This window comes from Oceanicoccus sp. (genome assembly GCF_029238675.1).
Taxonomy (GTDB): Bacteria; Pseudomonadota; Gammaproteobacteria; order Pseudomonadales; family Dasaniaceae; genus Oceanicoccus.
This window is the reverse complement of sequence record NZ_JAQWFR010000002.1, coordinates 198653-223768: the sequence shown is the minus strand read 5'-3', so window position 1 is coordinate 223768 and position 25116 is coordinate 198653. Positions and strand designations below refer to the sequence as shown.

Annotated in this window: 28 protein-coding genes; 3 read left to right on the top strand and 25 right to left on the bottom strand. The window is 46.5% G+C overall.

What is annotated here, in order from left to right; translation table 11 throughout:
* Positions 1 to 14: 14 nt before the first annotated feature.
* The 8 genes from cysB to P8H32_RS01200 all read right to left on the bottom strand — a co-directional run bounded on the left by cysB (position 15) and on the right by P8H32_RS01200 (position 7734).
* Positions 15 to 989, bottom strand: coding sequence for an HTH-type transcriptional regulator CysB (gene cysB, locus P8H32_RS01235; protein ID WP_297293612.1), 975 nt, complete (start codon positions 987 to 989; stop codon positions 15 to 17).
* 196 nt (positions 990 to 1185) lie between these two features.
* Positions 1186 to 1692 (bottom strand): universal stress protein, encoded by a 507-nt coding sequence (locus P8H32_RS01230; protein WP_297293610.1) that lies wholly within the window; start codon positions 1690 to 1692, stop codon positions 1186 to 1188.
* Between the two features lie 295 nt (positions 1693 to 1987).
* Positions 1988 to 2890, bottom strand: a complete 903-nt coding sequence (locus P8H32_RS01225; RefSeq protein ID WP_297292457.1) for a 5'-nucleotidase — start codon at positions 2888 to 2890, stop codon at positions 1988 to 1990.
* A 139-nt stretch (positions 2891 to 3029) separates the two neighbouring features.
* Positions 3030 to 3728 (bottom strand): glutathione S-transferase family protein, encoded by a 699-nt coding sequence (locus P8H32_RS01220; protein WP_297292454.1) that lies wholly within the window; start codon positions 3726 to 3728, stop codon positions 3030 to 3032.
* Between the two features lie 257 nt (positions 3729 to 3985).
* Entirely contained in the window at positions 3986 to 5332 is a 1347-nt protein-coding gene (locus P8H32_RS01215; RefSeq protein ID WP_301088243.1) for a sodium:alanine symporter family protein, read from the bottom strand.
* A gap of 55 nt (positions 5333 to 5387) precedes the next feature.
* Positions 5388 to 6392, bottom strand: a complete 1005-nt coding sequence (locus tag P8H32_RS01210) for a 1-aminocyclopropane-1-carboxylate deaminase/D-cysteine desulfhydrase (RefSeq protein ID WP_301088242.1) — start codon at positions 6390 to 6392, stop codon at positions 5388 to 5390.
* A 141-nt stretch (positions 6393 to 6533) separates the two neighbouring features.
* Positions 6534 to 6863, bottom strand: coding sequence for a preprotein translocase subunit YajC (gene yajC, locus P8H32_RS01205; protein ID WP_297290990.1), 330 nt, complete (start codon positions 6861 to 6863; stop codon positions 6534 to 6536).
* Between the two features lie 97 nt (positions 6864 to 6960).
* Positions 6961 to 7734 (bottom strand): exodeoxyribonuclease III, encoded by a 774-nt coding sequence (locus tag P8H32_RS01200; RefSeq protein ID WP_301088241.1) that lies wholly within the window; start codon positions 7732 to 7734, stop codon positions 6961 to 6963.
* 340 nt (positions 7735 to 8074) lie between these two features.
* Between P8H32_RS01200 and P8H32_RS01195 the strand changes: the two genes are divergently transcribed.
* Entirely contained in the window at positions 8075 to 8584 is a 510-nt protein-coding gene (locus P8H32_RS01195) for a MarR family winged helix-turn-helix transcriptional regulator (protein ID WP_297290988.1), read from the top strand.
* 12 nt (positions 8585 to 8596) lie between these two features.
* Here P8H32_RS01195 and P8H32_RS01190 read toward each other — a convergent pair whose 3' ends face one another.
* The 11 genes from P8H32_RS01190 to prmB all read right to left on the bottom strand — a co-directional run bounded on the left by P8H32_RS01190 (position 8597) and on the right by prmB (position 16741).
* Positions 8597 to 9016: an HIT family protein gene (locus tag P8H32_RS01190; RefSeq protein WP_301088240.1), complete on the bottom strand. Its 420-nt coding sequence runs from the start codon at positions 9014 to 9016 to the stop codon at positions 8597 to 8599.
* A gap of 31 nt (positions 9017 to 9047) precedes the next feature.
* Complete coding sequence (gene bcp, locus P8H32_RS01185; protein ID WP_301088239.1) at positions 9048 to 9521, bottom strand: thioredoxin-dependent thiol peroxidase; 474 nt, start codon at positions 9519 to 9521, stop codon at positions 9048 to 9050.
* Between the two features lie 65 nt (positions 9522 to 9586).
* Positions 9587 to 11020, bottom strand: coding sequence for a DNA recombination protein RmuC (rmuC, locus tag P8H32_RS01180; protein WP_301088282.1), 1434 nt, complete (start codon positions 11018 to 11020; stop codon positions 9587 to 9589).
* A gap of 17 nt (positions 11021 to 11037) precedes the next feature.
* On the bottom strand, positions 11038 to 11580 hold the full coding sequence (locus P8H32_RS01175; RefSeq protein WP_297291291.1) for an NUDIX hydrolase: 543 nt from the start codon (positions 11578 to 11580) through the stop codon (positions 11038 to 11040).
* A gap of 8 nt (positions 11581 to 11588) precedes the next feature.
* A complete protein-coding gene (locus tag P8H32_RS01170; protein ID WP_297291290.1) occupies positions 11589 to 12083 on the bottom strand; it encodes a flavin reductase family protein in 495 nt (164 codons plus the stop codon).
* Positions 12084 to 12159: 76 nt separating this feature from the next.
* On the bottom strand, positions 12160 to 12630 hold the full coding sequence (moaE, locus tag P8H32_RS01165) for a molybdopterin synthase catalytic subunit MoaE (RefSeq protein WP_297291289.1): 471 nt from the start codon (positions 12628 to 12630) through the stop codon (positions 12160 to 12162).
* Position 12631: 1 nt separating this feature from the next.
* Positions 12632 to 12904 (bottom strand): molybdopterin converting factor subunit 1, encoded by a 273-nt coding sequence (gene moaD, locus P8H32_RS01160; protein ID WP_297291288.1) that lies wholly within the window; start codon positions 12902 to 12904, stop codon positions 12632 to 12634.
* Positions 12891 to 13385: a cyclic pyranopterin monophosphate synthase MoaC gene (gene moaC / locus P8H32_RS01155; RefSeq protein ID WP_297291287.1), complete on the bottom strand. Its 495-nt coding sequence runs from the start codon at positions 13383 to 13385 to the stop codon at positions 12891 to 12893. The genes moaD and moaC overlap by 14 nt, the downstream gene beginning before the upstream one ends.
* An 86-nt stretch (positions 13386 to 13471) precedes the next feature.
* Positions 13472 to 14620 carry an MFS transporter gene (locus P8H32_RS01150; RefSeq protein WP_301088238.1) on the bottom strand — a complete coding sequence of 383 codons (1149 nt, stop codon included), beginning with the start codon at positions 14618 to 14620 and terminating at the stop codon, positions 13472 to 13474.
* Between the two features lie 14 nt (positions 14621 to 14634).
* Positions 14635 to 15732 carry a chorismate synthase gene (gene aroC / locus P8H32_RS01145; RefSeq protein WP_297291285.1) on the bottom strand — a complete coding sequence of 366 codons (1098 nt, stop codon included), beginning with the start codon at positions 15730 to 15732 and terminating at the stop codon, positions 14635 to 14637.
* Between the two features lie 70 nt (positions 15733 to 15802).
* Positions 15803 to 16741 (bottom strand): 50S ribosomal protein L3 N(5)-glutamine methyltransferase, encoded by a 939-nt coding sequence (gene prmB, locus P8H32_RS01140; protein ID WP_297291284.1) that lies wholly within the window; start codon positions 16739 to 16741, stop codon positions 15803 to 15805.
* Between the two features lie 257 nt (positions 16742 to 16998).
* On the opposite strand from prmB, the gene folE reads away from it, so the two are divergent.
* Entirely contained in the window at positions 16999 to 17544 is a 546-nt protein-coding gene (folE, locus tag P8H32_RS01135; protein WP_297291294.1) for a GTP cyclohydrolase I FolE, read from the top strand.
* 71 nt (positions 17545 to 17615) lie between these two features.
* Here the strand turns inward: folE and P8H32_RS01130 are convergent, their stop codons facing one another.
* From P8H32_RS01130 to htpG, 4 genes are all read right to left on the bottom strand, one after another.
* Positions 17616 to 18455: an alpha/beta hydrolase gene (locus tag P8H32_RS01130; RefSeq protein ID WP_301088237.1), complete on the bottom strand. Its 840-nt coding sequence runs from the start codon at positions 18453 to 18455 to the stop codon at positions 17616 to 17618.
* Entirely contained in the window at positions 18455 to 18934 is a 480-nt protein-coding gene (gene sixA / locus P8H32_RS01125) for a phosphohistidine phosphatase SixA (protein WP_301088236.1), read from the bottom strand. Before sixA ends, P8H32_RS01130 begins: the two co-directional genes overlap by 1 nt.
* Before the next feature lie 6 nt (positions 18935 to 18940).
* Positions 18941 to 19957 carry an NAD(P)H-dependent glycerol-3-phosphate dehydrogenase gene (locus tag P8H32_RS01120; RefSeq protein WP_297291281.1) on the bottom strand — a complete coding sequence of 339 codons (1017 nt, stop codon included), beginning with the start codon at positions 19955 to 19957 and terminating at the stop codon, positions 18941 to 18943.
* Positions 19958 to 20078: 121 nt separating this feature from the next.
* Positions 20079 to 22007 carry a molecular chaperone HtpG gene (gene htpG / locus P8H32_RS01115; protein WP_301088235.1) on the bottom strand — a complete coding sequence of 643 codons (1929 nt, stop codon included), beginning with the start codon at positions 22005 to 22007 and terminating at the stop codon, positions 20079 to 20081.
* Positions 22008 to 22307: 300 nt separating this feature from the next.
* Here htpG and P8H32_RS01110 point away from each other — a divergent pair, with 300 nt between their 5' ends.
* A complete protein-coding gene (locus P8H32_RS01110) occupies positions 22308 to 22655 on the top strand; it encodes a HopJ type III effector protein (protein ID WP_301088234.1) in 348 nt (115 codons plus the stop codon).
* A gap of 219 nt (positions 22656 to 22874) precedes the next feature.
* Here the strand turns inward: P8H32_RS01110 and sucD are convergent, their stop codons facing one another.
* Both sucD and sucC read right to left on the bottom strand, forming a co-directional pair.
* Positions 22875 to 23747, bottom strand: coding sequence for a succinate--CoA ligase subunit alpha (gene sucD / locus P8H32_RS01105; protein ID WP_301088233.1), 873 nt, complete (start codon positions 23745 to 23747; stop codon positions 22875 to 22877).
* Entirely contained in the window at positions 23747 to 24913 is a 1167-nt protein-coding gene (gene sucC, locus P8H32_RS01100) for an ADP-forming succinate--CoA ligase subunit beta (protein ID WP_301088232.1), read from the bottom strand. Before sucC ends, sucD begins: the two co-directional genes overlap by 1 nt.
* Positions 24914 to 25116: the final 203 nt, after the last annotated feature.

The following is a 25116-nucleotide window of genomic DNA, read 5'->3' as shown; positions in this document are numbered from 1 at the left end:
ACGGAGGGGGGAGATTAATAAACCGGCAGCTCAATATTCTGGAATAGTTCATCCAATTCTAACTTGGTATGGCGCTGGTAGGCCTCTTCCACCACTTCTTTGGTTAAGTGCGGTGCAAACTGCTGGATAAAGTCGAACATAAAGCCACGCAGGAAAGTACCGCGACGGAAACCAATTTTGGTCACACTACTTTCAAACAAGTGACTGGCATCCAGGGCCACCAAATCACTATCCAACTCCTGGTCATAAGCCATTTTTGCGACGATACCAATACCCAAACCTAAACGGACATAGGTTTTGATAACGTCGGCATCAGCGGCAGTAAAGACTACTTTTGGTGCCAAGCCTTTCTCGATAAAAGCTTCATCGAGTTTTGAACGGCCAGTGAAACCAAAGACATAGGTCACGATTGGGTGAGCCGCTATATCTTCAAGAGTTAATTCTGACTTTTGCGCCAGGGCATGATCTTTAGGAACGATAATCGCCCGGTCCCATTTGTAACAGGGCATCATTATCAAGTCGCTAAACAATTCAAGAGCCTCGGTGGCAATGGCGAAATCCACTGTGCCATCTGCAGCCAGCTCAGAAATCTGCATCGGTGTGCCCTGATGCATATGCAGCGATACATCCGGATACTGTTCAATAAAATTATGGATGGTATTTGGTAGCGCATAACGCGCCTGAGTATGGGTGGTAGCAATAGACAGACTGCCCTTTTTTTCATTACTAAATTCCTGGGCAACCTGCTTGATGCTTTCCACTTTACGCAGAATCTCACCGGCAGTTTTTAAAATGGCCTCACCGGCCGGCGTTACACGGGTAAGATGCTTACCACTGCGGGAAAATATCTCTACGCCCAACTCGTCTTCCAGCAGGCGGATTTGCTTGCTGATGCCAGGTTGAGAGGTATATAAACTTTGGGCTGTTGCAGACACATTGAGATCGTGGTGGGCAACTTCCCAGATATAACGCAATTGCTGAAGCTTCATACAGCCCTCCGGATGGCGCGTTTCTCTATATATATCAATAAGTTATTAAAATAACTTAAAGTAAAGGTAAACCTTGGTTTTACAGGCTTTTTGTCTTCTATAAAAACAATAGCCCATATAACCAATTTCGCCTAGTTTAAGTTGAAATCAGCCTAAAGGTTTTAAAACAATGGGGGGTATTTTAGCTGGCTTTGTTTTAGCTGGCTTTGGCGTGTTCCATCAGGTTGCGAACCAGCGGCACCATATAAACGGGAACGCGGGACATTTGCAGGATTCTGGATGTCACTGAACCTAACATGTTGGCGCTGGTTGTCCCATCACCATGACTGCCTAATATCAACATATCAGCACTGCAATCTATAGCTTGAGCCATAATCACATCAACTGGCTTACCAGGAATCACACGGACATCGCGAATACTGGAAAGGCCTTGCTGACCGTCAATAAACTCATCTTCCAGTACATCCACAATACGGGACTTTACGCCATCGATGATACGGCTAATACCCTCTTGCTTGAATTCTTCCCGGGTTTCGTCACAAAGGTAGCTTTCAACCACCGCATCACCCAGGTGGCCCGGCGGTTCCATCGCATGCACGACAATCACTTTGGCGTCATACTGGCTGGCAAGGTTATTAACATGGTGCAATAGATAGTGGGTATGCAGGCCCATGTCAGTAGCAAAGAGGATAGTTTGAATCATAAAAGGCATCACCTGAAATTATTATAATAACGCTCTACAACAACGGCGTGATTTCAATATAGCAACAAATACGGACTTGGCCGGTGGGAATTAGGGGAATTGTGAGGTGGTTCTAAAATAAACTATATACCGTCGCCCCACTCTGAAAACAACGTCATTCCCGCGAAGGCGGGAATCCAGACTGCATGCTTATGCTGTTATTTCCGCCAGGGCGGAAATCTACAGCGCTGGATTCCCGCCTTCGCGGGAATGCCGTTGCTTTTTTTTGGGGGGGGGGTGAGGGGCTGAGGGAATGCTAGTTATTAGCTACCCCATGGGGAACGTGACCAGTTGCTACGTGCTGGCCGGCGGAGTCACAATGCAGCTTTTGGTCATCAAAGAAGACATCCGCACCATAGGCTTTAAGGAATTCACCTTTCTCCAAACCTCCCAAAAACAACGACTCATCAATGCGGATATTCCACGCACGCAAGGTTCTAATCACTCGCTCATGCGCGGGCGCTGAACGAGCAGTAACCAGAGCTGTTCGAATAGGTGACGCAGTCGCTTCAAACTCTGTTTGCAAACCATGTAGAGCGGAAAGGAAGGCTTTAAAAGGGCCCCCTGTCAGTGGCTGCTTGGCAGAGGACTTTTCATTCTCGGTAAAAGCTTCAAGACCACGGGATTTATAGATTTGCTCAGACTCATCGGAAAACAGTACAGCATCGCCATCAAAGGCAAATTTTAACGGTGTGCCATCATCACCCTGGGGTGAAGAAGAGGACATCAAGGTAGCAGCGGCTACGCCATTCTCCAGTGCTGAGCGCACATCTTCAGCATCCGTTGATAGAAACAGATGACAACCAAAGGCCGATACATAACGATAGGGGCTATCTCCCCCACTAAAAGCAGCGCGGGTGATATTTAGACCGTAGTGCTCAATGGAATTAAAAACCCTCAGACCAGTATCAGCACTATTGCGCGAAAGCAACAGTACTTCTACTCTCGACTCCCCTTCAAGACGGTCGTTTATGCGCAGCAACTTTTGCACCATGGGAAAAGCTTCGCCCGGTTTAAGCACTTCATCTTCCCGGTCGATTTGATATTGCGCATAAGCGGCCAAGCCCTCATCCTGGTATACCTGGTGGCTGTCATCCAGGTCAAACAGGGCGCGAGATGAAATGGCAATAACCAGTTTGTTTCCAAAACCTGAGGGCATAGCAAATCCAATCGGTGCAAAGTCAAAGGCCACTATACATAGCCGCCACTGACCAGTCATTACTAAATTTCTTATAAATCACTGGTAAAGAGCCTTCAGCTAGTAGGTAAAGAGCCTTCAGCTGGTAGATAAAGAACCTTCAGCTGGTAGGTAAAAAGTCCTCAGCAAATTGATCCTCACCCTTCCAGACAATTTCCGTAGCCCGTCGGTAGCCTTTCAATCCCTTAATCGCTTTCATCCAGTCCTCTACAGCTGGATAGCCTTTGGTGATTTCACTAAACCCCATATCGAGAACACCTTGCTGTAAGTTACCGATAAACCGAAGGAACGGCGCGACAATAGTATACAGCGTAATATCTGCAGCACTGACTCGGCCACCGACCAGCCAGGTTTTATCTTGTAACAAATGCTCAAGCCACATCAAATCACGATGCGCCTGATCGATAGCTGATTGAATTGAGCTGTTATGAGTCACACCCAAAATAATCGGTGTCATAATCCTGTAAGCCAGATTAGCAACCACATTGAGGTCAAACTCAAGAATCACATCCAGAATTTCTTCCTTATCCTGCCTGGTTGCGCCGAGTACCGGCGGTAGCGGATGATGCTTCTCCAGATAACCAATCATCGACATGGACTCAACCAGCAATATTTCATTTTCCTTGCCGGAAGCTTGCATCTGTTGTGGGGAAAGAGAGAAATAATCTTCAAAGTTTATTTCTTGATGATTGGAACAAGCTTGTCTCTTTGAGTTTTCGTTGTAGGTAATACCTTTAACTTCCGAAACCAACAAGATACGCCAAAGATAACTTTTACCGGTAAATAAATGAACATCCATAAATACTCCATGTGCCCTGTAAGATAGTACCTGTCAAATGGTACCTGTCAAATAGTAACCTTAGGTAACTATTAATAATAAATAACTCTTGGCAATTTTCGATTACTGACCAAAAAATTCTATTAAATGATTCATAGAACAGCACACTGTAATACAACTACTTGTATCGTAACTATTCAGTTGAACGAATAATGATAACTAGTTCAATCAGTCACCATAAAAAACCTACAAAGGTTTAACGATGTAAACCTTACAACTCATTGGGAGCGTGCCTCTTTGGTGAGTTTAAATATGATGGGGCTTAATAATAATAAGGCCATCAGGTTGGGCAAGGCCATCAACGCATTTAAGGTGTCCGCCAGTAGCCAAATAAAGTTGAGCTGTGCCATAGCGCCTAAAGGAATAGCTGCCACCCATAACACACGGAAAGGCACAAGAGCCCCGGTGCCAAACAGGTATACAGCGCAACGCTCACCGTAATAGCTCCAGCCGAGAATCGTGGTAAAGGCAAAAAAGCATAAACTGACAGACACGAGTACATCGCCTTTGGGGATTACTGCAGAAAATGCCGCTGCGGTAAGAGACGCCCCACCCTCACCGGTTGTCCACATACCGGTGAGTACAATCGCCAGGCCCGTGATACTACAAACAATTAAGGTATCAATAAAAGTACCTAACATTGCAATGGTACCCTGCTTCACAGGATTATCTGTTTGCGCCGCCGCATGAGCAATGGGCGCACTACCTAAACCCGCCTCATTGGAAAATACACCTCGAGCCACACCGAATTGAATGGCCAACATAATACCTGCGCCAGCAAAACCACCCTGGGCCGCAGTACCGGTAAAGGCACTTTCAACAATAAGTGCGATAGCTGCCGGGATATCAGCAATATTGAGCACCAATATCACCAGACCCAGCAGTATATAGCTCACAGCCATGATGGGTACTAAAAACCCGGCAACTGAAGCAATACGCTTCACACCGCCCAATAGCACTAAACCAACCAGCACCACCATCACCACACTGGTAATGGTCGGTGAAATGGAAAAAGTACTTTCCATCACATCTGCTACAGAATTGGCCTGCACGGTATTGCCCATACCAAAACCGGCAATGGCGGCAAAAAAGGCAAAGGCTACGGCCAGCCATTTCCACTTTTCGCCCAGCCCATTTTTGATGTAGTACATGGGGCCGCCGCAGTAGTTACCATCTTCGTCTACTTCGCGGTAATGGACAGCACAAACGGCTTCGGCATATTTAGTGGCCATACCGACTAAAGCAGTACACCACATCCAGAATAAAGCGCCGGGGCCGCCGATAGTAATGGCGGTGGCAACTCCGGCGATATTACCGGTACCAATGGTGGCTGACAGAGAAGTCATTAAGGCATTAAAGGGGGTAATCTGGCCTCGATCTTCATCGTGGGTATCTTCCGGGTGACGACCGCGAAGCAACAGGCGAAAGGCATTGGCTATATTGCGCACCGGATAGAGTTTAAGACCAACCATCAGGTAAAAGCCGGTACCCAAAATCAGGGTTAGCATCAACGGGCCCCAAACAATGCCGTTAAGGGTTTGTACTGTGCTGGTTAGAAATTCCATAGTGGGTCTCTTATATACGTCATTACCGCGAAGGCGGGAGTGACATCAGTTTTAGTTATAGATGCAACTGCTCTCTTTGTGGGAACAAACCAAAAATACCGCCGGTGTGAATAAAAATAATATCCTCGGTATCATCAAACAGGCCCAGTTTGATCTGATCAAGCATACCGTAAAATGCCTTGCCGGTATAAACCGGGTCGAGAATCAAGCCCTCGAGTGTTGCCACTTTTTTTATAGTATTAAAGATATCTTCTGAGGCCTTAGCGTAGCCTGCCCCTACATAGCCATCAATGACATTGATCCCAAGCTGCTTAGGGTTAAAACCCGCATCGATATTTTCGGGGTACCATTGCTGCCACTGCCGGATATCTTCAGAGACTTTATTAAGGAAGTAGGCCTCGTCATCACAAACATTAATGCCCCAGACGGTGGCGCCCAAATCATAGAGAGTATTACCCACGGTTAGACCGCCCTGGGTACCACCGGAACCGGTGGCACAAATAATATGTTTGGGCTCGATATTTTCACGGGCGAAATCAGTTTTAAGCTCTTCACAGGCAGCGATATAACCCCAGAGACCAATACCATCGCTGGCACCTACGGGGATAACCATGGCTTTGCTGCCCTTAGCCGCGTAGTGATCAACCCACTGTTGGTAAATTTCGTCGCCCCGTTGTTGAAATTCGGTATTGGTATAGAAGTTGATTTCTGCGCCGACTAAACGGTCGAGTAACAGATTGCCATCGGTCTCGCTATTCTCGCTACCGCGAAGAATTAGATGACAACGTAAACCCAGCTGGGCGCATAACAGCGCTGTGGTTCGACAGTGATTGGATTGCACACCGCCACAGGTGATCACCGTATCGCAACCATCTTGCAAGGCTTTGGCCAGGCTAAATTCCAACTTGCGGATTTTATTGCCGCTGACACCACTACCGGTCATATCATCGCGCTTCACCCAAATACGGGGGCCGCCAATTTCAGCCGAAAAACGGGATAAAAGCTCTAACGGAGTTGGAGTTTGAGCGAGCTTTAAACGGGGCGGATAAGAAAATATCATCAGCTAAGCCTGTTGGATGTCAAAACAATAACAGCAGTCTAGCGGAAGATGGGGGTGAATCAATACCGGCTTTCGTAGGGCGGATTGCAATCCACCAAAAAACCGGCATCAAAAAAGGTGGATTATAATCCACCCTACCGTTTAGATAGACTTTAATGTGCCCTTGGGCAGAACGGCGTGAATGGATGACTTCTGAAACTTTAGCTCAACATTATCAGCCACTTGAAGTATCAGGTAGTTGTCATCCAATTTTGAGATCTTACCGAGAATACCGCTGGTAGTAATGACTTCATCGCCCTTGGCCAGGTTAGTCACTAATTCGGCATGTTCTTTTTGGCGCTTACGCTGGGGACGGATAGCGATGAAGTAGAACATGACAAACAGGCCGACCATCAGGACCAGCTGCATAATGCCCGCTTCTTGTGGGGCTTGACCGGCTGCTTGAGCATGGGCTGAAGAGATAAAATTCATGGGGATAACCTTTTATTAATTGCTGACTAAAATCGCCGCGTACTTTAACTGGATTGGTGGAAAGTGGCAACAATATCGCCAGGGAACCACGTTGCTGTTAATACTTTATATCGTATTCCATGATAAAGGGGGCGTGATCGGAAAAGCGCTCCTCTTTGTAAATGGAGGCTGACTGAATCTTATCCACCAAGCCCGGTGTTACTACATGGTAATCCAAACGCCACCCCGTATTATTGGCCCAGGCCTGGCCTCGGTTTGACCACCAGGTATATTGCTCCTCCTGCTGATTGATCTCGCGAAAGGCATCGACATAGCCTACGTCGTCAAACAAAGTTGTTAACCATTCCCGTTCATGGGGCAGGAAGCCGGAATTTTTCTGGTTAGGTTTCCAGTTTTTCAGGTCGATTTCTTTGTGACAGATATTCCAGTCGGCACAAAAAATAAACTCACGGCGTTTACGGCGCATAGCCTTAAAGTGATGCATGATTTTGTCGAGAAACACATCTTTGCGGGCCTGGGCTTCATCACCACTGGAGCCGGAGGGTAAATAGATTGAGGCCACACTCACACCGTCAAAATCCGCTTGGATATAGCGGCCCTGGGTATCGGCAATATCAAAACCCAACCCTCGTATAACCTTCTTGGGTTTTTTCTTGCAGTACAGGGCCGTTCCACTATAACCCTTCTTTTCCGCGTCGTAGTAATAGCAATGATAACCCTCGGGGTGAAACATAGGGTCAGTCAGTTGATCTATCTGGGCTTTGGTTTCCTGGATGCAAACCACATCCGCATCTTGCTTTTTTAACCAGTCGAAAAAGCCTTTGCGGGCGGCGGCGCGTATACCATTGGTATTGACGGTTATAACTTTCATTAATGGGGTCCGAAGTAAGACATAAATCAGCGCCGCATGGTACAGGCTTATTGTCTGTTTGGCACGAGGCGGTCAATATCCGGGCACATCACCTGCCAACGGCTTTTTGCCTGCTATCAACGTTCATCCTATATCACTTACAGATAAGATACCCTAATTAAAACCAACAATATCAATAGCTTATATGAAAAAAGCCAATGTTAATAATAACATTTTGGAGAGTAGACATTGAGTTGATCCATATATATGGTGTAGCCGTACATGCATCACTAGGTAGATTTACGTACTTAGACATAACAGAACTATTTAACCTGTTAACCAACTATTAGAGTAGTGCATTATGAATTCAATCCCTAAAATCGATGCCGCCTTAAAACTCTCCAATAACCTCAGCAAACTACTGTTAGATTTAGCCAAGGATTTCAATCATCGGTCACTAAAGAAGTGTCATGAGCGTGGCCACACTAAGATACGCCGTTCACATTCATCCTTGTTCTCTAATTTAGGGTTTGAAGCCGTCAGATTAACCGAACTGGCAGAACGCGCCGGTATTACCCAACAAGCCATGGGTAAGCTGGTTAAAGAAATGGAACGGGTTGGCTATGTTAAACGCCATATTGATGAAAGCGATAAGCGCGCCAAAATCATCGAACTGACTGAACAGGGCGTGGTCCTTGTGAATGATAGTATGGAAATTGTTGATGAAGTCATTGCCGAATACACCTCCGCTATGGGGCAAGAAGGCATTCTGGATTTAGAAGGTGTTTTGCGTAAATCCGTTTCTTCTTTAGGCATCAGTAAGGTGCCTGATAACTGGCAAGAAACCAAAGGCCAGATAAACGCCGCTTAACTCTCAGCCCCATTATTGTATAGCGGCTTTTAACTGCTCAGCCATTGCTGCCAATTGTTCAGGGTCACCCGCCTGCTTTGAATGGATGCCAATATCTTTGCCTTCAAACTGCGGGATTAAATGCATATGGTAATGGAAAACCGTTTGCCCCGCGCAGGCTCGGTTAAATTGATAGATCCCAAGCCCATCAGGCGCAATAACTTTTTCCAGAGCCTTGGTCATAAGCACAGAGTTACTGGCCACCCGCGCCAGGGCTTCAGGCCTGGCTTCAAAAATATCAGTAAAATGCTCTTTGGTGATAATAAGTAGATGCCCAGCCGTGGCGGGAAAGATATCTAAAAAAGTGAGGGTCAGTTCATCTTCATGGATTTTATAAGCCGGGGCATTGCCCTGGGCAATCTGGCAAAAAATACAATCGTCGAGTTGATGCATAATAGTCCCCCTGATGGTGAATAGTCTCTCGCTACAAGAGCTCAGCTAGTTCAGCCAATACATCATCGTGATGAGTTTTGGTTTTGAATTTATCCATAACCTTCAATAAACGGCCATCTTTGCCGATAATAAAGGTGGTACGGATCAAGCCCATAAACTCCCTACCCATAAATTTCTTCATACCCCAGCAGCCGTATTTATCGGCAATGGCATGATCTTCATCCGACAATAAGGTGAAGTTAAGTTCTTTTTTCTCGATAAACCGGGCGAGCTTTTTCACGGGGTCAGGACTAACACCTAATACGACGGTATCGAGCTTGGCAAAGGTTTTTTTGCTATCGCGAATACCACAGGCCTGGGTAATACAACCCGGGGTCATAGCTTTGGGGTAAAAATAAAGTACAACATTCTTTTTATCCTTAAAGTCTTTTAAGCTGACCTTGTTACCGTCCTGATCTTGTAATGAAAATGCAGGGGCCATATTGCCAATTTTTGGATGCGCCACGAAACTAACTCCTCTTTGTACTCTTTATAATAAATAGATGGTTTAAATTTTTTTACGTTGTTTAATTATTCTGGATCACTATCTATATCACTATCTATATCACTATCTGCTTCCAATTCGACCAAGCTTACCGAGTCAGGTAGGGATTTTTTCACTTTTGCGCCCAGCTTTTCCAACCGTTGGGTACTTCCTACCAGGTTGCCCTTGCCGGTTTTTAATTTATTCATTGCGCTTTGGTGGGCCTGGCCTGCTCTATCGAGGTGGTCCGCTATTTTATCGAGATCAGTGATAAAACCTGCAAACTTGTCATGCATCGCCCCCGCCTGCCTGGCAATCTCCTCGGCGTTTTTATTCTGGCGCTCATAGCGCCAAATGCTTTGAATCGTTCTTAAGGTGGCTAGCAAGGTTGTTGGTCCTACAACGATAATATTCTTTTCATAGGCATCCCGAAACATGGCCTGGTCGTGTTCAAAAGCGGCCATAAAAGCCGACTCTATAGGGATAAAGATTAATACAAAATCCAGCGTGCGCAGGCCTTCCAGACCCTCATAGTTTTTTATACTCAGTCCTTTGATATGGGAGCGTACTGAGCTGATATGCTCCTTGAGTGACTGCTCCCGTTCAAGGTCATCTTCGCTATTACAGTAACGCTCGTAATGTACCAATGACACTTTGGAATCAATAATCAGGTCTTTGTTTTCTGGCAACCGAATAATCACATCCGGTTGTTGGTTGCGACCCTCATCGGCCTTCAAGCTGACCTGAGTTTCATATTCCCTGCCCTTGTGCAGGCCGGATTCCTCCAGCACCCGCTCCAGGATAACCTCACCCCAGTTACCCTGGGCTTTATTATCACCTTTTAAGGCATTGGTCAGGTTGAGGGCATCGGCACTCATTTGCTGGTTAAGCTGCTTTAACTGCCCCAACTCAGCAGCCAGGGAGATTCGCTCCTTGCTGTCTTTGTCGTAGACATCTTCAACTTTCTGTTTAAAGTCCTTGAGCTGCTCCTTAAGGGGGCTAAGGGCTGTATCCAGGGTAGATTTACTGTTCTTATTAAAACGCTCGGTTTTTTCTTCAAAGATACGATTGGCAAGCAACTCGAACTCACGGCCCAATTGCTGGCGGGTTTCTTCCAGGGTTTTAATTTTGTCTTCAGCGGACTCCCGCTGCTGCTCCAACTCGGTACCTAAGGCAGCTACTTGAGCCGCCTGCTCAGTAGCACGATGTTGAGATGCTGTAAGGGATTGATCCCTGACACTTAGCTCAGCCTCAAGTTTGGCCAGCTGCTCAGCTTTATTCTGGTTCTGGTTTTCCAATACAAGCTGCTGGGCCTGAAGCTCGGCTATTTGCTGCCGCAACTGCTGCAAGGCCTGTTGATGTACCGCCTGTTGCACAGCAAGGGAGTGCTGCTGTCGGTTTTTGCTAACTAGCAGGCTTACAACGACACCGAGCACCAAACTGGCAACGGCAATAATCGACATCATGATGGGCGGTGACATTTCCACTAACAGTTCCTCTATTTATGCCGAACAGGTTCGGTACTGGAAATTCTGATAGGGAAAACACCCTTCTTTCTATCCTCAAAATACTCTCTCAAAGTATCTGCAACAACAGCGAAGGCAATTTCATCCCATGGGATATCCGCTTCATCATAGAGTTTTACATCCAGGCTTTCGGGGCCTGCGGAGAAGCTCCCGTCCACCAAATCAGCCAAATAAAACATATAGACCTGATTAATATAGGGTAGATCGAATAAGCGGTAGAGGTTTTCATGAGTGAGTGTGGCACGGGCTTCTTCCCAGCTTTCTCTCGCTGCACCCTCCAATGTGGTTTCGCCATTTTCCATAAAACCCGCCGGTAAGGTCCAGAAACCTTTGCGGGGTTCTATGGCTCGTTTGCAGAGCAAAACCTGCTCGCCATAGACAGGCAATGTGCCAACAATAACACGGGGATTTTGATAATGAATGGTATCGCAGCTAGTACAGATATAACGCAGCCGGTCATCCCCTTCGGGAATTTTTTTGCTGACGGCCTGCCCACATTCACTGCAATATTTCATTGTAGCCCTTAGCGCAGTTCGCGGTATTGGCCGGCATTAAATAACAGAGGCTCTTTATTGCTGTTATTTTCCATCTCGGTGACTTCACCCACCAAAATAACGTGATCGCCACCCGGGTAGCGGGCCCAGACATTACATTCAAAGCTAGTCACAACACCACGCACAACTGGCAAACCGGACTTGCCAATACGGAAGTGCTTAGGCGCCAGTACATGATTATTTTTTTGGGCATATAGATTGGATAGATCTATCTGGTCGGATGCCAAAATATTTACAGCAAACTTGTCGGCCTTTTCGAAAACAGAAAAGCACTCGGAATTATTCTGCAAACTCCAAAGCACCAGTGCAGGATCTAAAGAGACAGAGGCAAAAGAATTTACCGTCATGCCAAAAGGCTCATACCCTTCAGGGTTGGCTGTAACCACACAAACCCCTGTGGCAAATGTTCCCAGGGCATTGCGAAATTCGAGGCTATCAAAACTGCTAACACTACCAAGACTCATAAAACGACCTTGTTTGTTATAAACGTTGTGACTCATTATAGAAAGGTACAAGCGGCGCATTATACACTTGAACCGCTTAAAAAGAATAATTCCACCGCTCCGCCGCTGAGTGATCTGAATCGCGGGCATCCACCCAACGCTCCCCATCCGGGGTTAGCTCTTTTTTCCAGAACGGGGCGCGAGTTTTGAGATAGTCCATAATAAACTCACAGGCGGCAAAAGCTTCACCACGATGTAGACTGCTTACCGCGACCAGTACAATCTGGTCCCCGGGGGATAGCTTGCCGATACGGTGAATAACTCTTCCACCCAGTAGCTGCCAGCGTTCAGCAGCCTGGGCCATAATATCGCTGATGCTCTTCTCGGTCATACCCGGATAGTGTTCCAGCTCTAATGTGGCGACGTTTTGTTGATCGTTAATATCCCGCACCACACCAACAAAATTGGCTATAGCCCCCACTTGCGAGCTTTGCTCTCGTAGCAATGTCAATTCAGCGCTGACATCAAAGTCTTGCTGCTGGACACTGACTGAGAAATTTGCGGTCATCTCAACCACCGGTAACCGGAGGGAAAAAAGCAATCTCATCCCCCTCTTTTAGGCTGTGGTTATCATCAACCACTTCCTGGTTAACGGCTTTTATCACATTGTCAGCCATTAGAATATCTGACCAATCGGGGTTATGGATATCCACTATGTGCTGCTTAAGCCGGCTTACGGTCATTGGTTCTTGAGGTAAAATAAGAGACAGGCGATCAATGCCTAGCTGCTCTCGAATTCGGGCAAAGAATAATACGGTAACCATCGCTTTATTCTGCCTCACTCACAGATTGCGCCTGCCAGTGGCCAGACTTACCGCCGGTTTTTTCCAGCAAGCGAATATCGCCAATAGTCATACCTTTGTCCACGGCCTTACACATATCGTAAATGGTCAGGGCAGCAACTGAAGCGGCGGTTAACGCTTCCATTTCTACACCAGTCTGGCCGGCCAGTTTGCACGTGGCGCGGATAATGACTCGGCTTTTGGCTTCATCGGCTTCTAAGTCCAGCTTTATAGACGTCAGCATCAATGGATGGCATAGCGGGATAAGGTCGGAGCATTTTTTAGCCGCTTGCACGCCTGCCAATCTGGCCACGGCAAAGACATCACCCTTTTTATGGCCGCCATCAACAATCAACCGTAAAGTTTCCGGCAGCATGGTAATAGTGGATTCAGCGGTGGCTTCACGCTGGGTTACCGATTTTTCCGTAACATCCACCATCTCGGCCTGGCCGGATTGATTGATATGGGTTAATTGGGACATTCCTGCTCCTTAAGCTTATAACGCGTAGGGGGGGATTATAATCCACCTTTGGGCATGATAGATGGAAAGGTGGATTATAATCCACCCTACTCGGTTACCCAGTATGAAATAATTGTTGCCAGCACGCAGGCCAGAGCTGCAGCTACAAAGGTAATGGTTGGATTTATCTCCCACACCCAACCGCTTAACACCGCCCCTACAGCACCTCCGGCACCAAAACTAAGGCTGCTGTACATCGCCATACCCTGCCCTTCAAGACCGCCGTTAAAAAAGCGTCTTACCATTTCAACGGCAAAGGCATGATAACTGCCAAATGAAGCCGCATGCAGAATTTGGGCGATAACCACAATTAACCAGTCGTCTACATAGAAACCCAATAACAACCAGCGAATAACGGAAAAAATTAAACTGGTAAACATAATCTGCCGCAAACTAAATCGCTGCAGCAATTTATACATAACAATAAAAACGAAAACCTCAGCGACAACACCTAAGGACCACAGTAAACCGGTAACTGTTCGGCTATAACCATAATCTTCAAGGTAAACACTAAAGAATGTGTAATAAGGGCCATGGGAAACTTGTAATAAAAAGCAGGCAACAAAAAAGGCGATAACAGCAGGTTGTTTGATAACACCCTTTAAAGAGCGACGTTCACGCTGATGAGTTTGCCAATCATGTTTTTCATTAACCGTTAAGCTACTCAACCAAATACCCAGCAATAAAAACACAACTACCCAGGGTAACCAGACGATAGAAATAACATCAAAACTATAGCCAAGCAGGGTCACAGCAATAATAAAACCTATCGAGCCCCAAACTCTTATTTGGCCATAACGCTGATAACGAGCGCCTAAATGAGACAGGGTCACCACTTCAAACTGCGCCAGCACAGCATTCCAGAAAAAACTATAGCCCGCAACAATGATAGCCATCCACCAGAAGCTATCCAGATTCCAGAATAAACCTAAGAAAATCACTAAGGCGATCAGGCAGCCCGAGCGAATAATAGTCATTCGCTGCCCGGTTTTATCGGCCAACCAACTCCAGATATTCGGTGCCACAATTTTTGTGGCCATCAAAATACCGGCAAGGTAACCAATATCCGCGGGATTAAAACCGCTGTCCTGTAAATACAAGGGCCAGAACGGCATCCATGCACCGACTAAGGCAAAGTAGAAAAAGTAGAAACTGGAAAGGCGCCAGTAAGGGACTGACGCGCTACTGCTAAACATCACTAACGATGACGCTAAGGTGCGCTAGCTGGAATGACCGGGGTAGAACACTGTACATCGGCATTTTGGCCACGGTTGCGTAATAGGTGGTCCATTAAGGTAATGGCCAACATAGCTTCAGCAATCGGTGTTGCACGAATTCCGACACAAGGATCGTGACGCCCCGTGGTAATCACTTCCGTTGAGTTACCCTCAACATCAATGGTTTCTCCCGGGATCAACACACTGGAGGTTGGCTTAAGCGCCATATGCGCCACAATATCCTGGCCGCTGGAAATGCCACCTAGTACACCGCCCGCATTATTAGAGCTAAAGCCCTGGGGGGTTAGCGCATCACGATGTTCACTTCCCAGTGCATCAACACAGTCAAAACCTGCACCGACCTCTACGCCTTTAACAGCATTAATTCCCATTAAGGCATGAGCAATATCCGCATCCAGGCGATCAAACACTGGCTCACCTAAACCCGGTGGCATACCGGTTGCGACTACCGTAATTTTGGCCCCTACCGAATCACCACTTTTACGCAGTGCATTCATATAGGTTTCCATTTCCGGGATTTTGTCGGCATCGGGGCAGAAGAATGGATTGGTTTCTACCACACTCCAATCAAAGTTTTCAGCTTTGATTGGGCCAAGTTGAGATAAGTAGCCCCGCACTTCTATGCCCTGTTGTTTTAAATATTTCTTGGCAATAGCACCGGCAGCAACGCGCATAGCCGTTTCACGGGCCGAAGAGCGACCGCCGCCGCGATAATCGCGATCACCGTATTTTTGGGCATAGGTGTAGTCCGCATGCATGGGTCGAAAACGGTCTTTAATTTTGGAGTAGTCTTTGGAACGCTGGTCGGTATTTTCAATCAACAAACCGATTGAGGTACCCGTCGTTTTACCTTCAAACACACCCGATAGAATTTTAACTTCATCCCCTTCACGACGCTGGGTAGTATATCTTGAGGTCCCGGGCTTACGCCGATCCAGATCAACTTGTAAGTCTTCCTCAGAGATAGCCAACCCCGGAGGGCAGCCATCAACGATAGCGCCCAGGGCTTTACCGTGGCTTTCGCCAAAGCTGGTGACTGTGAAAAGCTTGCCGATGGTATTTCCTGACATGGAGGGTCCCAATAATGATTATCTGTGTTAATAGCCGGTGATTATACGTCATTCCCGCGAAGGCGGGAATCTAGTTTCCCGCCTTCGCGGGAATGACGTCTGTTCTGAAGTACTCTAACAACTCTGCTTTTGAGAATATAAAGACACCATGGCCACCCTGTTCAAACTCTATCCAGGTAAAAGGCACATCGGGGTAGGCTTGCTCAAGGGCGATACCGCTATTGCCCACCTCCACCACAAGAAGACCTTTATCCGTTAAGTAATTAGCAGCTTGCTTGAGGATACGGCGAGTAATATCCAAGCCATCATCGCCGGAACCCAGCGCCATTGCAGGCTCATGCTGATACTCTGCTGGCATCGCGGCCAGGTCTTCACTATCGACATAGGGAGGATTGCTGACAATCAGCTGATATTGCTGCCCTGCCAAACCGTTAAACAGGTCGGACTGAACTGTCTTGACCCTATGGTTTAATTCGTAGCTAGTAATATTCTCATTGGCAACCTCTAACGCTCCTTCCGAGAGATCAGCTAAATCGACGCTGGCCTCTGCAAAATAATGAGCACAGGCAATACCAATACAACCACCACCAGTGCATAGATCTAATATACGGCCGACCGCCTGATAAGGTAACCAGGGTTCAAAACCCTGTTGAATAAGCTCCGCAACCGGTGAACGCGGGATAAGCACTCTACTATCAACCTTAAAGGACAGACCCGCAAACCAGGCTTCGCCAAGCAAATAAGGCAATGGCATACGTTGCTCAACACGCTGGTCAATTAGCGCTAATACCGCTAAACGTTCTTGCCCAGTCAGTTTTGCATCGAGAAAATCAGCCTGGCTGCCTAAAGGGATACCGACAGCAAATAACACCAGGCGCAAGGCCTCATCCATAGCGTTATCAGTACCATGGCCAAAGTAGATATCCGCCTTATTAAAACGTGTTACCGCCCAGCGAATATAATCCCTGATGGTCGTTAATTGTTGTGCGACTGATTCCCCGGATTCCATAACAAACCTGTAGATCATAATCTCTGGAGATAGAGCATCTCCCTGTAAGCAATAAGGTTATTAACACTAACCTTCTGAAAACAAACATGTTACCTGTTATCAGCAAAAATTAAATCACCGCCGTACACTTTCTTTTAAACGAGGTGATTGATAACATGCAAGCAACTATAGCGTCCTATAAACAACCGCCTGGAGCCATTGTGGGCCAACCTATTAAAAAAGCGACAACCACCAACCCTGAAGACACTCTTGAAACTATGAAAACTGCCTTTGCGCAGATTATTGATGGTGTAGGAGAAGATCTAAGCCGGGACGGTTTGTTGGATACCCCTAAACGTGCAGCGAAAGCCATGCAGTTTTTGACCAAAGGCTATGACCAAACCGTTGAAGGGATTGTTAACGGTGCGCTGTTTGAGTCAGATGCCAGTGAAATGGTATTGGTTTCTGATATTGAGCTTTATTCCATGTGTGAGCATCATATGTTGCCATTTATTGGCAAGTGCCATGTAGCTTACATTCCTAACGGTAAAGTTGTGGGACTATCTAAAATCGCGCGTATTGTGGATATGTTTGCCCGTCGCTTACAAATACAGGAAAGCCTGACCACTCAAATTGGCCAGGCTATTATGGACGTGACCGGTGCTGCCGGGGTGGGTGTAATTATTGAAGCCAAGCATATGTGCATGATGATGCGTGGTGTTGAAAAACAAAACTCCGTGATGAGAACATCGTCTTTGATGGGATCGTTTAGGGATAATGATAAAACCCGTGCGGAATTTTTATCTTTGGTTAATCCCAGATAACTCTGTCATTCCCGCCCCCGACTAAAACACTCTAACTATCGTCATTCCCGCGAAGGCGGGAATGACGATAGTTATTTTCTAAAAAACCTCTCTACAATTTTTGCAATGTCCCCTGCCTGTTCTTCCATATGAAAATGATGACTGCCCGGCAGCATTTGGCAATTTAGTGTCGAATGGTTTTCTGCGAAATTAAGAAACTCCTTTCTCTCCCCCATACCACCTTCTGCTAATAATAAAAGACTCGGCATGGTTATCGACTCTATAATCGCCTTATTATGCTCCGCCGATAACTTAAAGGCAGAAGCTGTTGTTAGACGGACATCGCTTGTCCAATGATAGCTATCGCCCTTAGTATATAAACCACGCTCAACAATCGGGCGGGCACTGTCCTCATTCATCGAAGCAGCCTTGCAACGAGCCTCTACTGCCTCATCAACCGAGGAATATCTGGGCAGTCTTTTGTGCAAAGCTCTACGCCGCTCCACTAAAAACCTATTCAGTTGTTTTGGCGTCTCAGAAATATCGACTGGCATGGGCAATACCGCATCCAGCATAACTAAGGCATTAATACGCTCTGGCATTGAAGCGGATAATATCAAGCTGATGATAGCACCACGGGAGTGACCCAGGAGATTAAACGATTGCCAAGCCATTTCATCAGCTACCGCTAACAGGTCTAATAAGTCGTCCCAGATATTGTAACTGGCTTGCGGAGATTTATGGTCGCTTAAACCATGACCGGGCATATCGAGAGCAATAATATGGCAGTGGCCAAGCAGCGGTGCCAACACATCAAAACTGGCGGCGTTATCCAACCAGCCATGACAGGCAATCACTTTTATGGGAGCGTCTTGATTCCATTCTTTAGCCGCCAACTGATAGCCGTTAACAAAAAATGTGCGTTCCTGCATTAGACTGTCGCCTCAAAGGTTGGCGCATGGCGCAACCAACGCAGCTGACAGCAGCCGGCTAATAAAGTATCTGCACTCAGCATTGCCATGCTTGCCGGTGACATAGGAGGGCCAGCACGGTGATCGGCATTGGCTAACAAACCAACTAAGGCGCTTACCAGGGGTTGGTGGCTAACCAGTAATAAATCGCCACCACGATAAGTTGCCAATGCCTCCGCTAACTGGCTTGGCGAGCTTTCCGGGGTTAGGCCATCCAGTGTTTCCCGGGGTATATCGCCCAGTTCAGAGAGCACCCCATCGGCGGTTTGTTGTGCGCGTAAATAAGGGCTCACCCATACCTGCTCGAACTCTATAGCAAGGTTCTTAAGGCATAAACCCGCTGACTTCGCTTGCTCATGACCATAATCGCTAAGGTTTCTCTGCGCATCACTATCTGCATAAATCTCTGCTTCACCATGGCGTAGAATTACAATCTTCATAGCGGCCTATTTAACCGCAAACTCAACATCACGGCTTTGTTCCGCAAACATCAAAGTACCCACAACATCGTTAATGCTTTTAGGGGTATAGATAATATCGTAAAGACCGTTAACCAAAGGCATATAAATGCCCAGCTCTTCAGCCTGTTGTTTAAGTAGTTTTAAGGTATTTACTCCTTCTGCCACCTGCCCCAACTCGGTAACGATTTCATCCAGATTTTTACCATGACCTAATTCATAGCCAACACGATAGTTACGGCTTAAGGGTGAGGAACAGGTCGCAATTAAGTCACCTACTCCCGACAAACCTAAAAAAGTCATCGGGTCTGCGCCTTTTTGCACGGCGAAACGACTCATTTCTGCCAGACTCCGAGTCATTAACATACTAATGGTATTTTGGCCGATACCCAGGGCGGCAGCCATACCCGCTATAATCGCATAGACATTTTTTAAGGCCCCGCCTAACTCAACCCCTAGCACATCGGAGCTGGCATAAACCCGGAAATTACCGCAGTGCAACAAAGCCTGCACAATTTCATTAAGGTCTTCGTCTTTGCTGGCAACAACGGTAGCGGTAATTTGTTTGGCGGCAATTTCCTTGGCGAGATTAGGCCCACTTAAAACACCAATACGTGCCTGTGGCATTTCTTCAGCGAGCACTTCACTCATTAACTTAAAGCCGTCGTGCTCAATTCCCTTGGTAGTACTAACCACAATGACATTATTGTTGATATGTTGCGAGACCTCCGCCGCCACTTCGCGAGAAGAAGAGCTGGGAACAGCCATAAAGACTATATCGCAACCAGTCACGGATTCGACTAAATCAGTGCTGGCTCTTAGTGCCGGATTTAAGGGGTAATCGGGAAGATAGGCGCTATTTATATGGTCGCGGTTTATTTCATCCGCACGTTGCTGGTTGCGAAGCCACAGGCAAACCTCATGGTTATTATCCGCCATAATATTTGCGATGGCAGTACCAAAACTACCTCCGCCTAATACTGCTATTTGGTGGCGCTGAGTCATAGAGACCGCCTTATAATTATAGAAGTAAAACTGGCCGAAATTGTAGCATACTGTAGGGTGGATTAGCTTAGCGTAATCCACCTTTGCAGTATGGGATGGTGGATTTTAATCCACCCTACGTTTACTTGCTTAGTTCTAATAGCAACTTGTTTAAGCGGTGAACATAAGCAGCGGGGTCTTCTAGCTGACCACCTTCTGCCAATGTTGACTGATCAAACAAGATTTCAACTAAATCAGAGAAACGATCTTCATCACTTTCCTGGTCAAGCTTCTGCACTAGAGAATGCTCTGGGTTAAGCTCCAGAATCGGCTTGCTTTCTGGCATGGCTTGACCAGCCTGCTCCAGAATACGACGCATCTGGGCACCCATATCGCCATCACCTACCACCAAACACGCTGGTGAATCGGTTAAGCGGTTAGTCACACGCACTTCTTCCACTTTGGCTTCCAGTACTGTTTTAACACGCTCAACCAAGTCTTTGTTTTCGGTTTCCAGCTTTTCTTTCTCTTGTTTGTCGGCTTCGTCTTCCAGGTCGCCAAGGTCGAGCTCTCCTTTACCAACATCCTGGAAACCTTTGCCGTCGAAGTCCATCATATGGCCCATTAGCCACTCGTCAACGCGATCAAATAATACTAGTACTTCGATACCTTTCTTACGGAAAACTTCTAAGTGCGGGCTATTGCTACCAGTGGTGTAGTTTTCTGCAGCCACATAGTAGATTTTTTCCTGACCTTCTTTCATCCGGCTAATATAGTCTTCTAGCGATTGGTCTTGCACTTCACTATTGCTATGGGTAGAAGCAAAACGGAACAGCTTGGCGATTTTTTCTTTGTTCGAAAAATCTTCGGCGGGACCTTCTTTTAATACCTGACCAAATTCATCCCAGAAGGCTTGATACTGCTCGGCATCTTTCTTCGCCATTTTTGACAACATATCTAATACACGCTTGGTTAAGGCACTTTTCATGGAATCAACAGCGGGGTCTTGCTGAAGGATTTCACGGGATACGTTGAGTGATAAATCGTTGGAATCAACTACACCTTTTATAAAGCGTAGATACAATGGCAAGAACTGTTCAGCATCATCCATAATAAAGGTGCTCTGTACGTAGAGTTTTAAACCTCTTGTGGCATCGCGATTCCACATATCGAAAGGCGCCTTAGCCGGTACATACAATAAACTATTGTATTCCAACTTGCCTTCAACCTTGTTATGGCTCCAGGTTAGTGGATCCTGAAAATCGTGGGAGACGTGTTTGTAGAATTCTTTGTACTCGTCATCTTCTACTTCGCTACGCGAACGGGTCCAAAGAGCTGTGGCGTCATTGACGGCCTCAAACTCTGGCTCAAGGTTTTCTTCTATTGGCTTCTCTTTACCTTCTTCGTCATATTCTGGAGTGATTTGCTTTTCCATCATCACAGGTAGAGAGATATGGTCTGAGTATTTTTTAACAACTGAACGAATTCGAAAATCATCGGCAAAATCGGCACTATCTTCTCTCAGGTGCAAGATAATGGTGGTACCACGACCTTCTTTTTCAATCGACTCAACACTGAATTCTGCTTCGCCTTCTGACTCCCAGTGAACACCTTCAGAGGCATCAAGACCAGCACGACGAGTTTTAACTTCGACGCGATCAGCGACGATAAAGGCGGAGTAGAAACCTACACCGAACTGACCGATAAGTTGTGAATCTTTTTGTTGGTCACCACTTAACTTACTCATAAACTCCGCGGTGCCAGACTTGGCGATGGTGCCCAAGTGGTTAATCACGTCTTCTTTCGACATACCAATACCGTTATCGGCGATGGTGATGGTTTTGGCATCCTTATCAAAATCGATAGCGATTCTGAGCTCAGGGTCATCTTCATACAAAGTCCCATCTGACAGAGCCTCAAAGCGCAGCTTATCGGCGGCATCCGAGGCGTTTGAAATCAGCTCACGCAGGAAGATCTCTTTATTACTATAAAGAGAGTGGATCATCAGTTGCAGCAGTTGCTTGGCCTCTGTCTGAAAGCCTAGAGTTTCTTTATCCGTTGCTGTGGTCATCGTGTACAAGCTCCTGAATTTGGACGTTGAATGGCCTATTTTATGGATAGGTCTAAAAGATATACGGGATATGGGGGCTGGTAATGACATTTCAAGGGCTTTTTCTTCACCCTCTGGGTACAATTGCCGCCTTCTTCTTATGGCGACAAGGCCCCACGCAGCCCCCTGAACAAAATTTAATCAAAGGTATAGCAATGGGTGTATTACTGGCATTACCATCCTTGGTATTTTGCTGGTAGTTAGCGGCGGCCTATTAGTTTTACGACAAAACCAATCAACTTAATATTTAAGAGTGAAACAATGAACATCGAACATTTTACTGAGCAAGTTAAACAACACCCTAACAGCATTGAGTTTGATCAAACTATGAATGTGATTGGGCAGTATTTTGATTACACACCCAGTGCTTTTACTAATGGGCCTAATGTTCGTAATGAAGCTGGGACTAATGAAGGGTCTTGTAAGATCTTTGCCTTTGCGAAGTTAATGGGACTGGATGAAGCTACGACACTGGCTTGCTTTGGTAAATTTTATCGTGAAGAAGTCTTGGGGCAGCCGGATGCCGATAATCATGGGAATATTCGGGCGTTTATGGAATTTGGTTGGGGTGGGATTGAGTTTGAGGGGGAGGTTTTAACAGCCAAGTAGTATGGGTGCGGGGTAAGCGAGGGGTTGGTTTTTAGGGGACGCTGCAAGTTTTCGCAGTCATTCAAGGACTAAAACCTAACAAGCCCCCATAAAACAATAGAAAAACAGCTTAAACGTGATGCCAAGAGCAGAGGTGGGGTGGTCTTTCCGGGGCCGTCAAAATGCAGACAAAAAAAGGAGATGCAAAAAGCATCTCCTTTTTAACAAACTCACTTAAACCTACCAACCAGTAAGCTCAGCCAAAGCTTCACCAATATCAGCCAGGGAGCGAACCGTCTTAACACCTGCATCCTGCAGCGCAGCGAACTTCTCATCAGCCGTACCTTTACCACCAGAGATAATCGCACCAGCGTGACCCATACGCTTACCTGGAGGTGCAGTCACACCCGCAATATAAGAGACAACCGGCTTGGTAACATTCGCTTTGATAAAGGCAGCCGCCTCTTCTTCCGCAGTACCACCAATCTCACCGATCATTACAATTGCTTCAGTAGCAGGATCATTTTGGAACATTTCCAAAACGTCGATAAAGTTAGAACCGGGAATTGGGTCACCACCGATACCTACACAAGTAGACTGACCAAAACCGGAATCAGTAGTCTGCTTAACCGCTTCATAAGTCAAAGTACCAGAACGAGAAACGATACCGACTTTACCTGGCAAGTGAATGTGACCCGGCATAATACCGATCTTACATTCACCCGGAGTGATAACACCTGGACAGTTAGGGCCAATTAAACGAACACCCAACTCATCACAGCGAACCTTACACTCCAGCATATCCAAGGTAGGAATACCTTCAGTAATACAAACAATCAGCTTAATGCCACCGTTAGCTGCTTCAAGAATAGAGTCTTTACAGAAAGGCGCGGGGACATAAATAACAGAAGCTTCAGCATTCGTCGCTTCAACAGCGTCAGCAACCGTATTAAATACCGGTAAACCTAAATGCTCTTGACCGCCTTTACCCGGAGTAACACCACCTACCATCTTAGTGCCGTAAGCAATCGCCTGCTCAGAGTGAAAAGTACCTTGAGAACCGGTAAAACCCTGACAGATTACCTTAGTATCTTTATTGATTAAAATACTCATTATTTGCCCTCCGCTGCTTTAACCACTGCATCGGCAGCTTCTTTCAAACTGGTGGCGGCAATAATGTTTAAGCCACTCTCGGCTAGAATCTTGGAACCCAGCTCAGCGTTGTTGCCTTCAAGACGAACAACAACAGGGACTTCAACGCCGACTTCTTCAACCGCGCCGATAATACCTTCCGCGATCAAGTCACAACGTACGATACCACCGAAGATATTGACCAATACGGCCTGTACGGTGTCGTCTGACAAAATAATTTTAAACGCTTCAGATACACGCTCTTTAGTCGCACCACCACCAACATCAAGGAAGTTAGCCGGAGAGCCGCCGTGTAGCTTAACGATATCCATAGTACCCATCGCCAGACCAGCACCGTTAACCATACAGCCGATGTTGCCATCCAGTGCTACATAGTTTAATTCCCACTGGGCAGCTTGTGCTTCGCGAGCATCTTCCTGTGAAGGATCGTGCATTTCTTTTAGCTTAGGCTGACGGTACATTGCATTGCTATCAACACCTAACTTGGCATCCAGACAGTGAAGGTTGCCTTCATCAGTGATTACCAGAGGGTTAATTTCGATTAACGCCAAATCCAGGTCCTGGAATAATTTAGCCAAACCTAAAAAGATATTTACAAACTGCTTGATCTGAACACCTTCCAGACCCAGTTTGAAAGCCAACTCACGACCCTGGTAAGGCTGTGCACCTGCCATAGGATCAATTTCAGCTTTAAGAATTTTTTCAGGCGTCTCTTCAGCCACCTTCTCGATTTCAACACCACCTTCAGTTGAAGCCATAAACACGATGCGGCGAGTTGAACGATCGACGACAGCACCCAGGTAAAGTTCCTGATCAATATCAGTACAGGACTCAACCAGGATCTTGGCAACAGGCTGACCGTTTTCGTCAGTCTGGTAAGTCACCAGGTTTTTACCTAGCCAGTTTTGGGCAAAGGCTTTGATATCTTCTTTGTTCTCTACCAGCTTAACACCGCCCGCTTTACCCCGGCCGCCAGCGTGTACTTGAGCTTTAACGACCCACTTGTCGCCGCCGATACGATCAGCAGCTTGCGCTGCTTCTTCGGGTGTATCACAGGCATAGCCTTTTGACACAGGTAACCCGTATTCAGCAAACAGCTGTTTGCCCTGATACTCGTGAAGGTTCATGTTGTATACCGTCTTGGTCTGTGAAGGTCATGGTAATCAGTTTGGAAGAGGTTGATTACCGTTTCGATTTGGCCGTTGCTAGCTGTCAGGCTTGAAAACATTGGAAACCTGTTTATGGCTAAATTCGGTGGCGTATTTTCCCGAATTTCGGGCAGAACCGCAAATATAAATGGGCCAAATAGCGGAAATTATTCGATTAAATA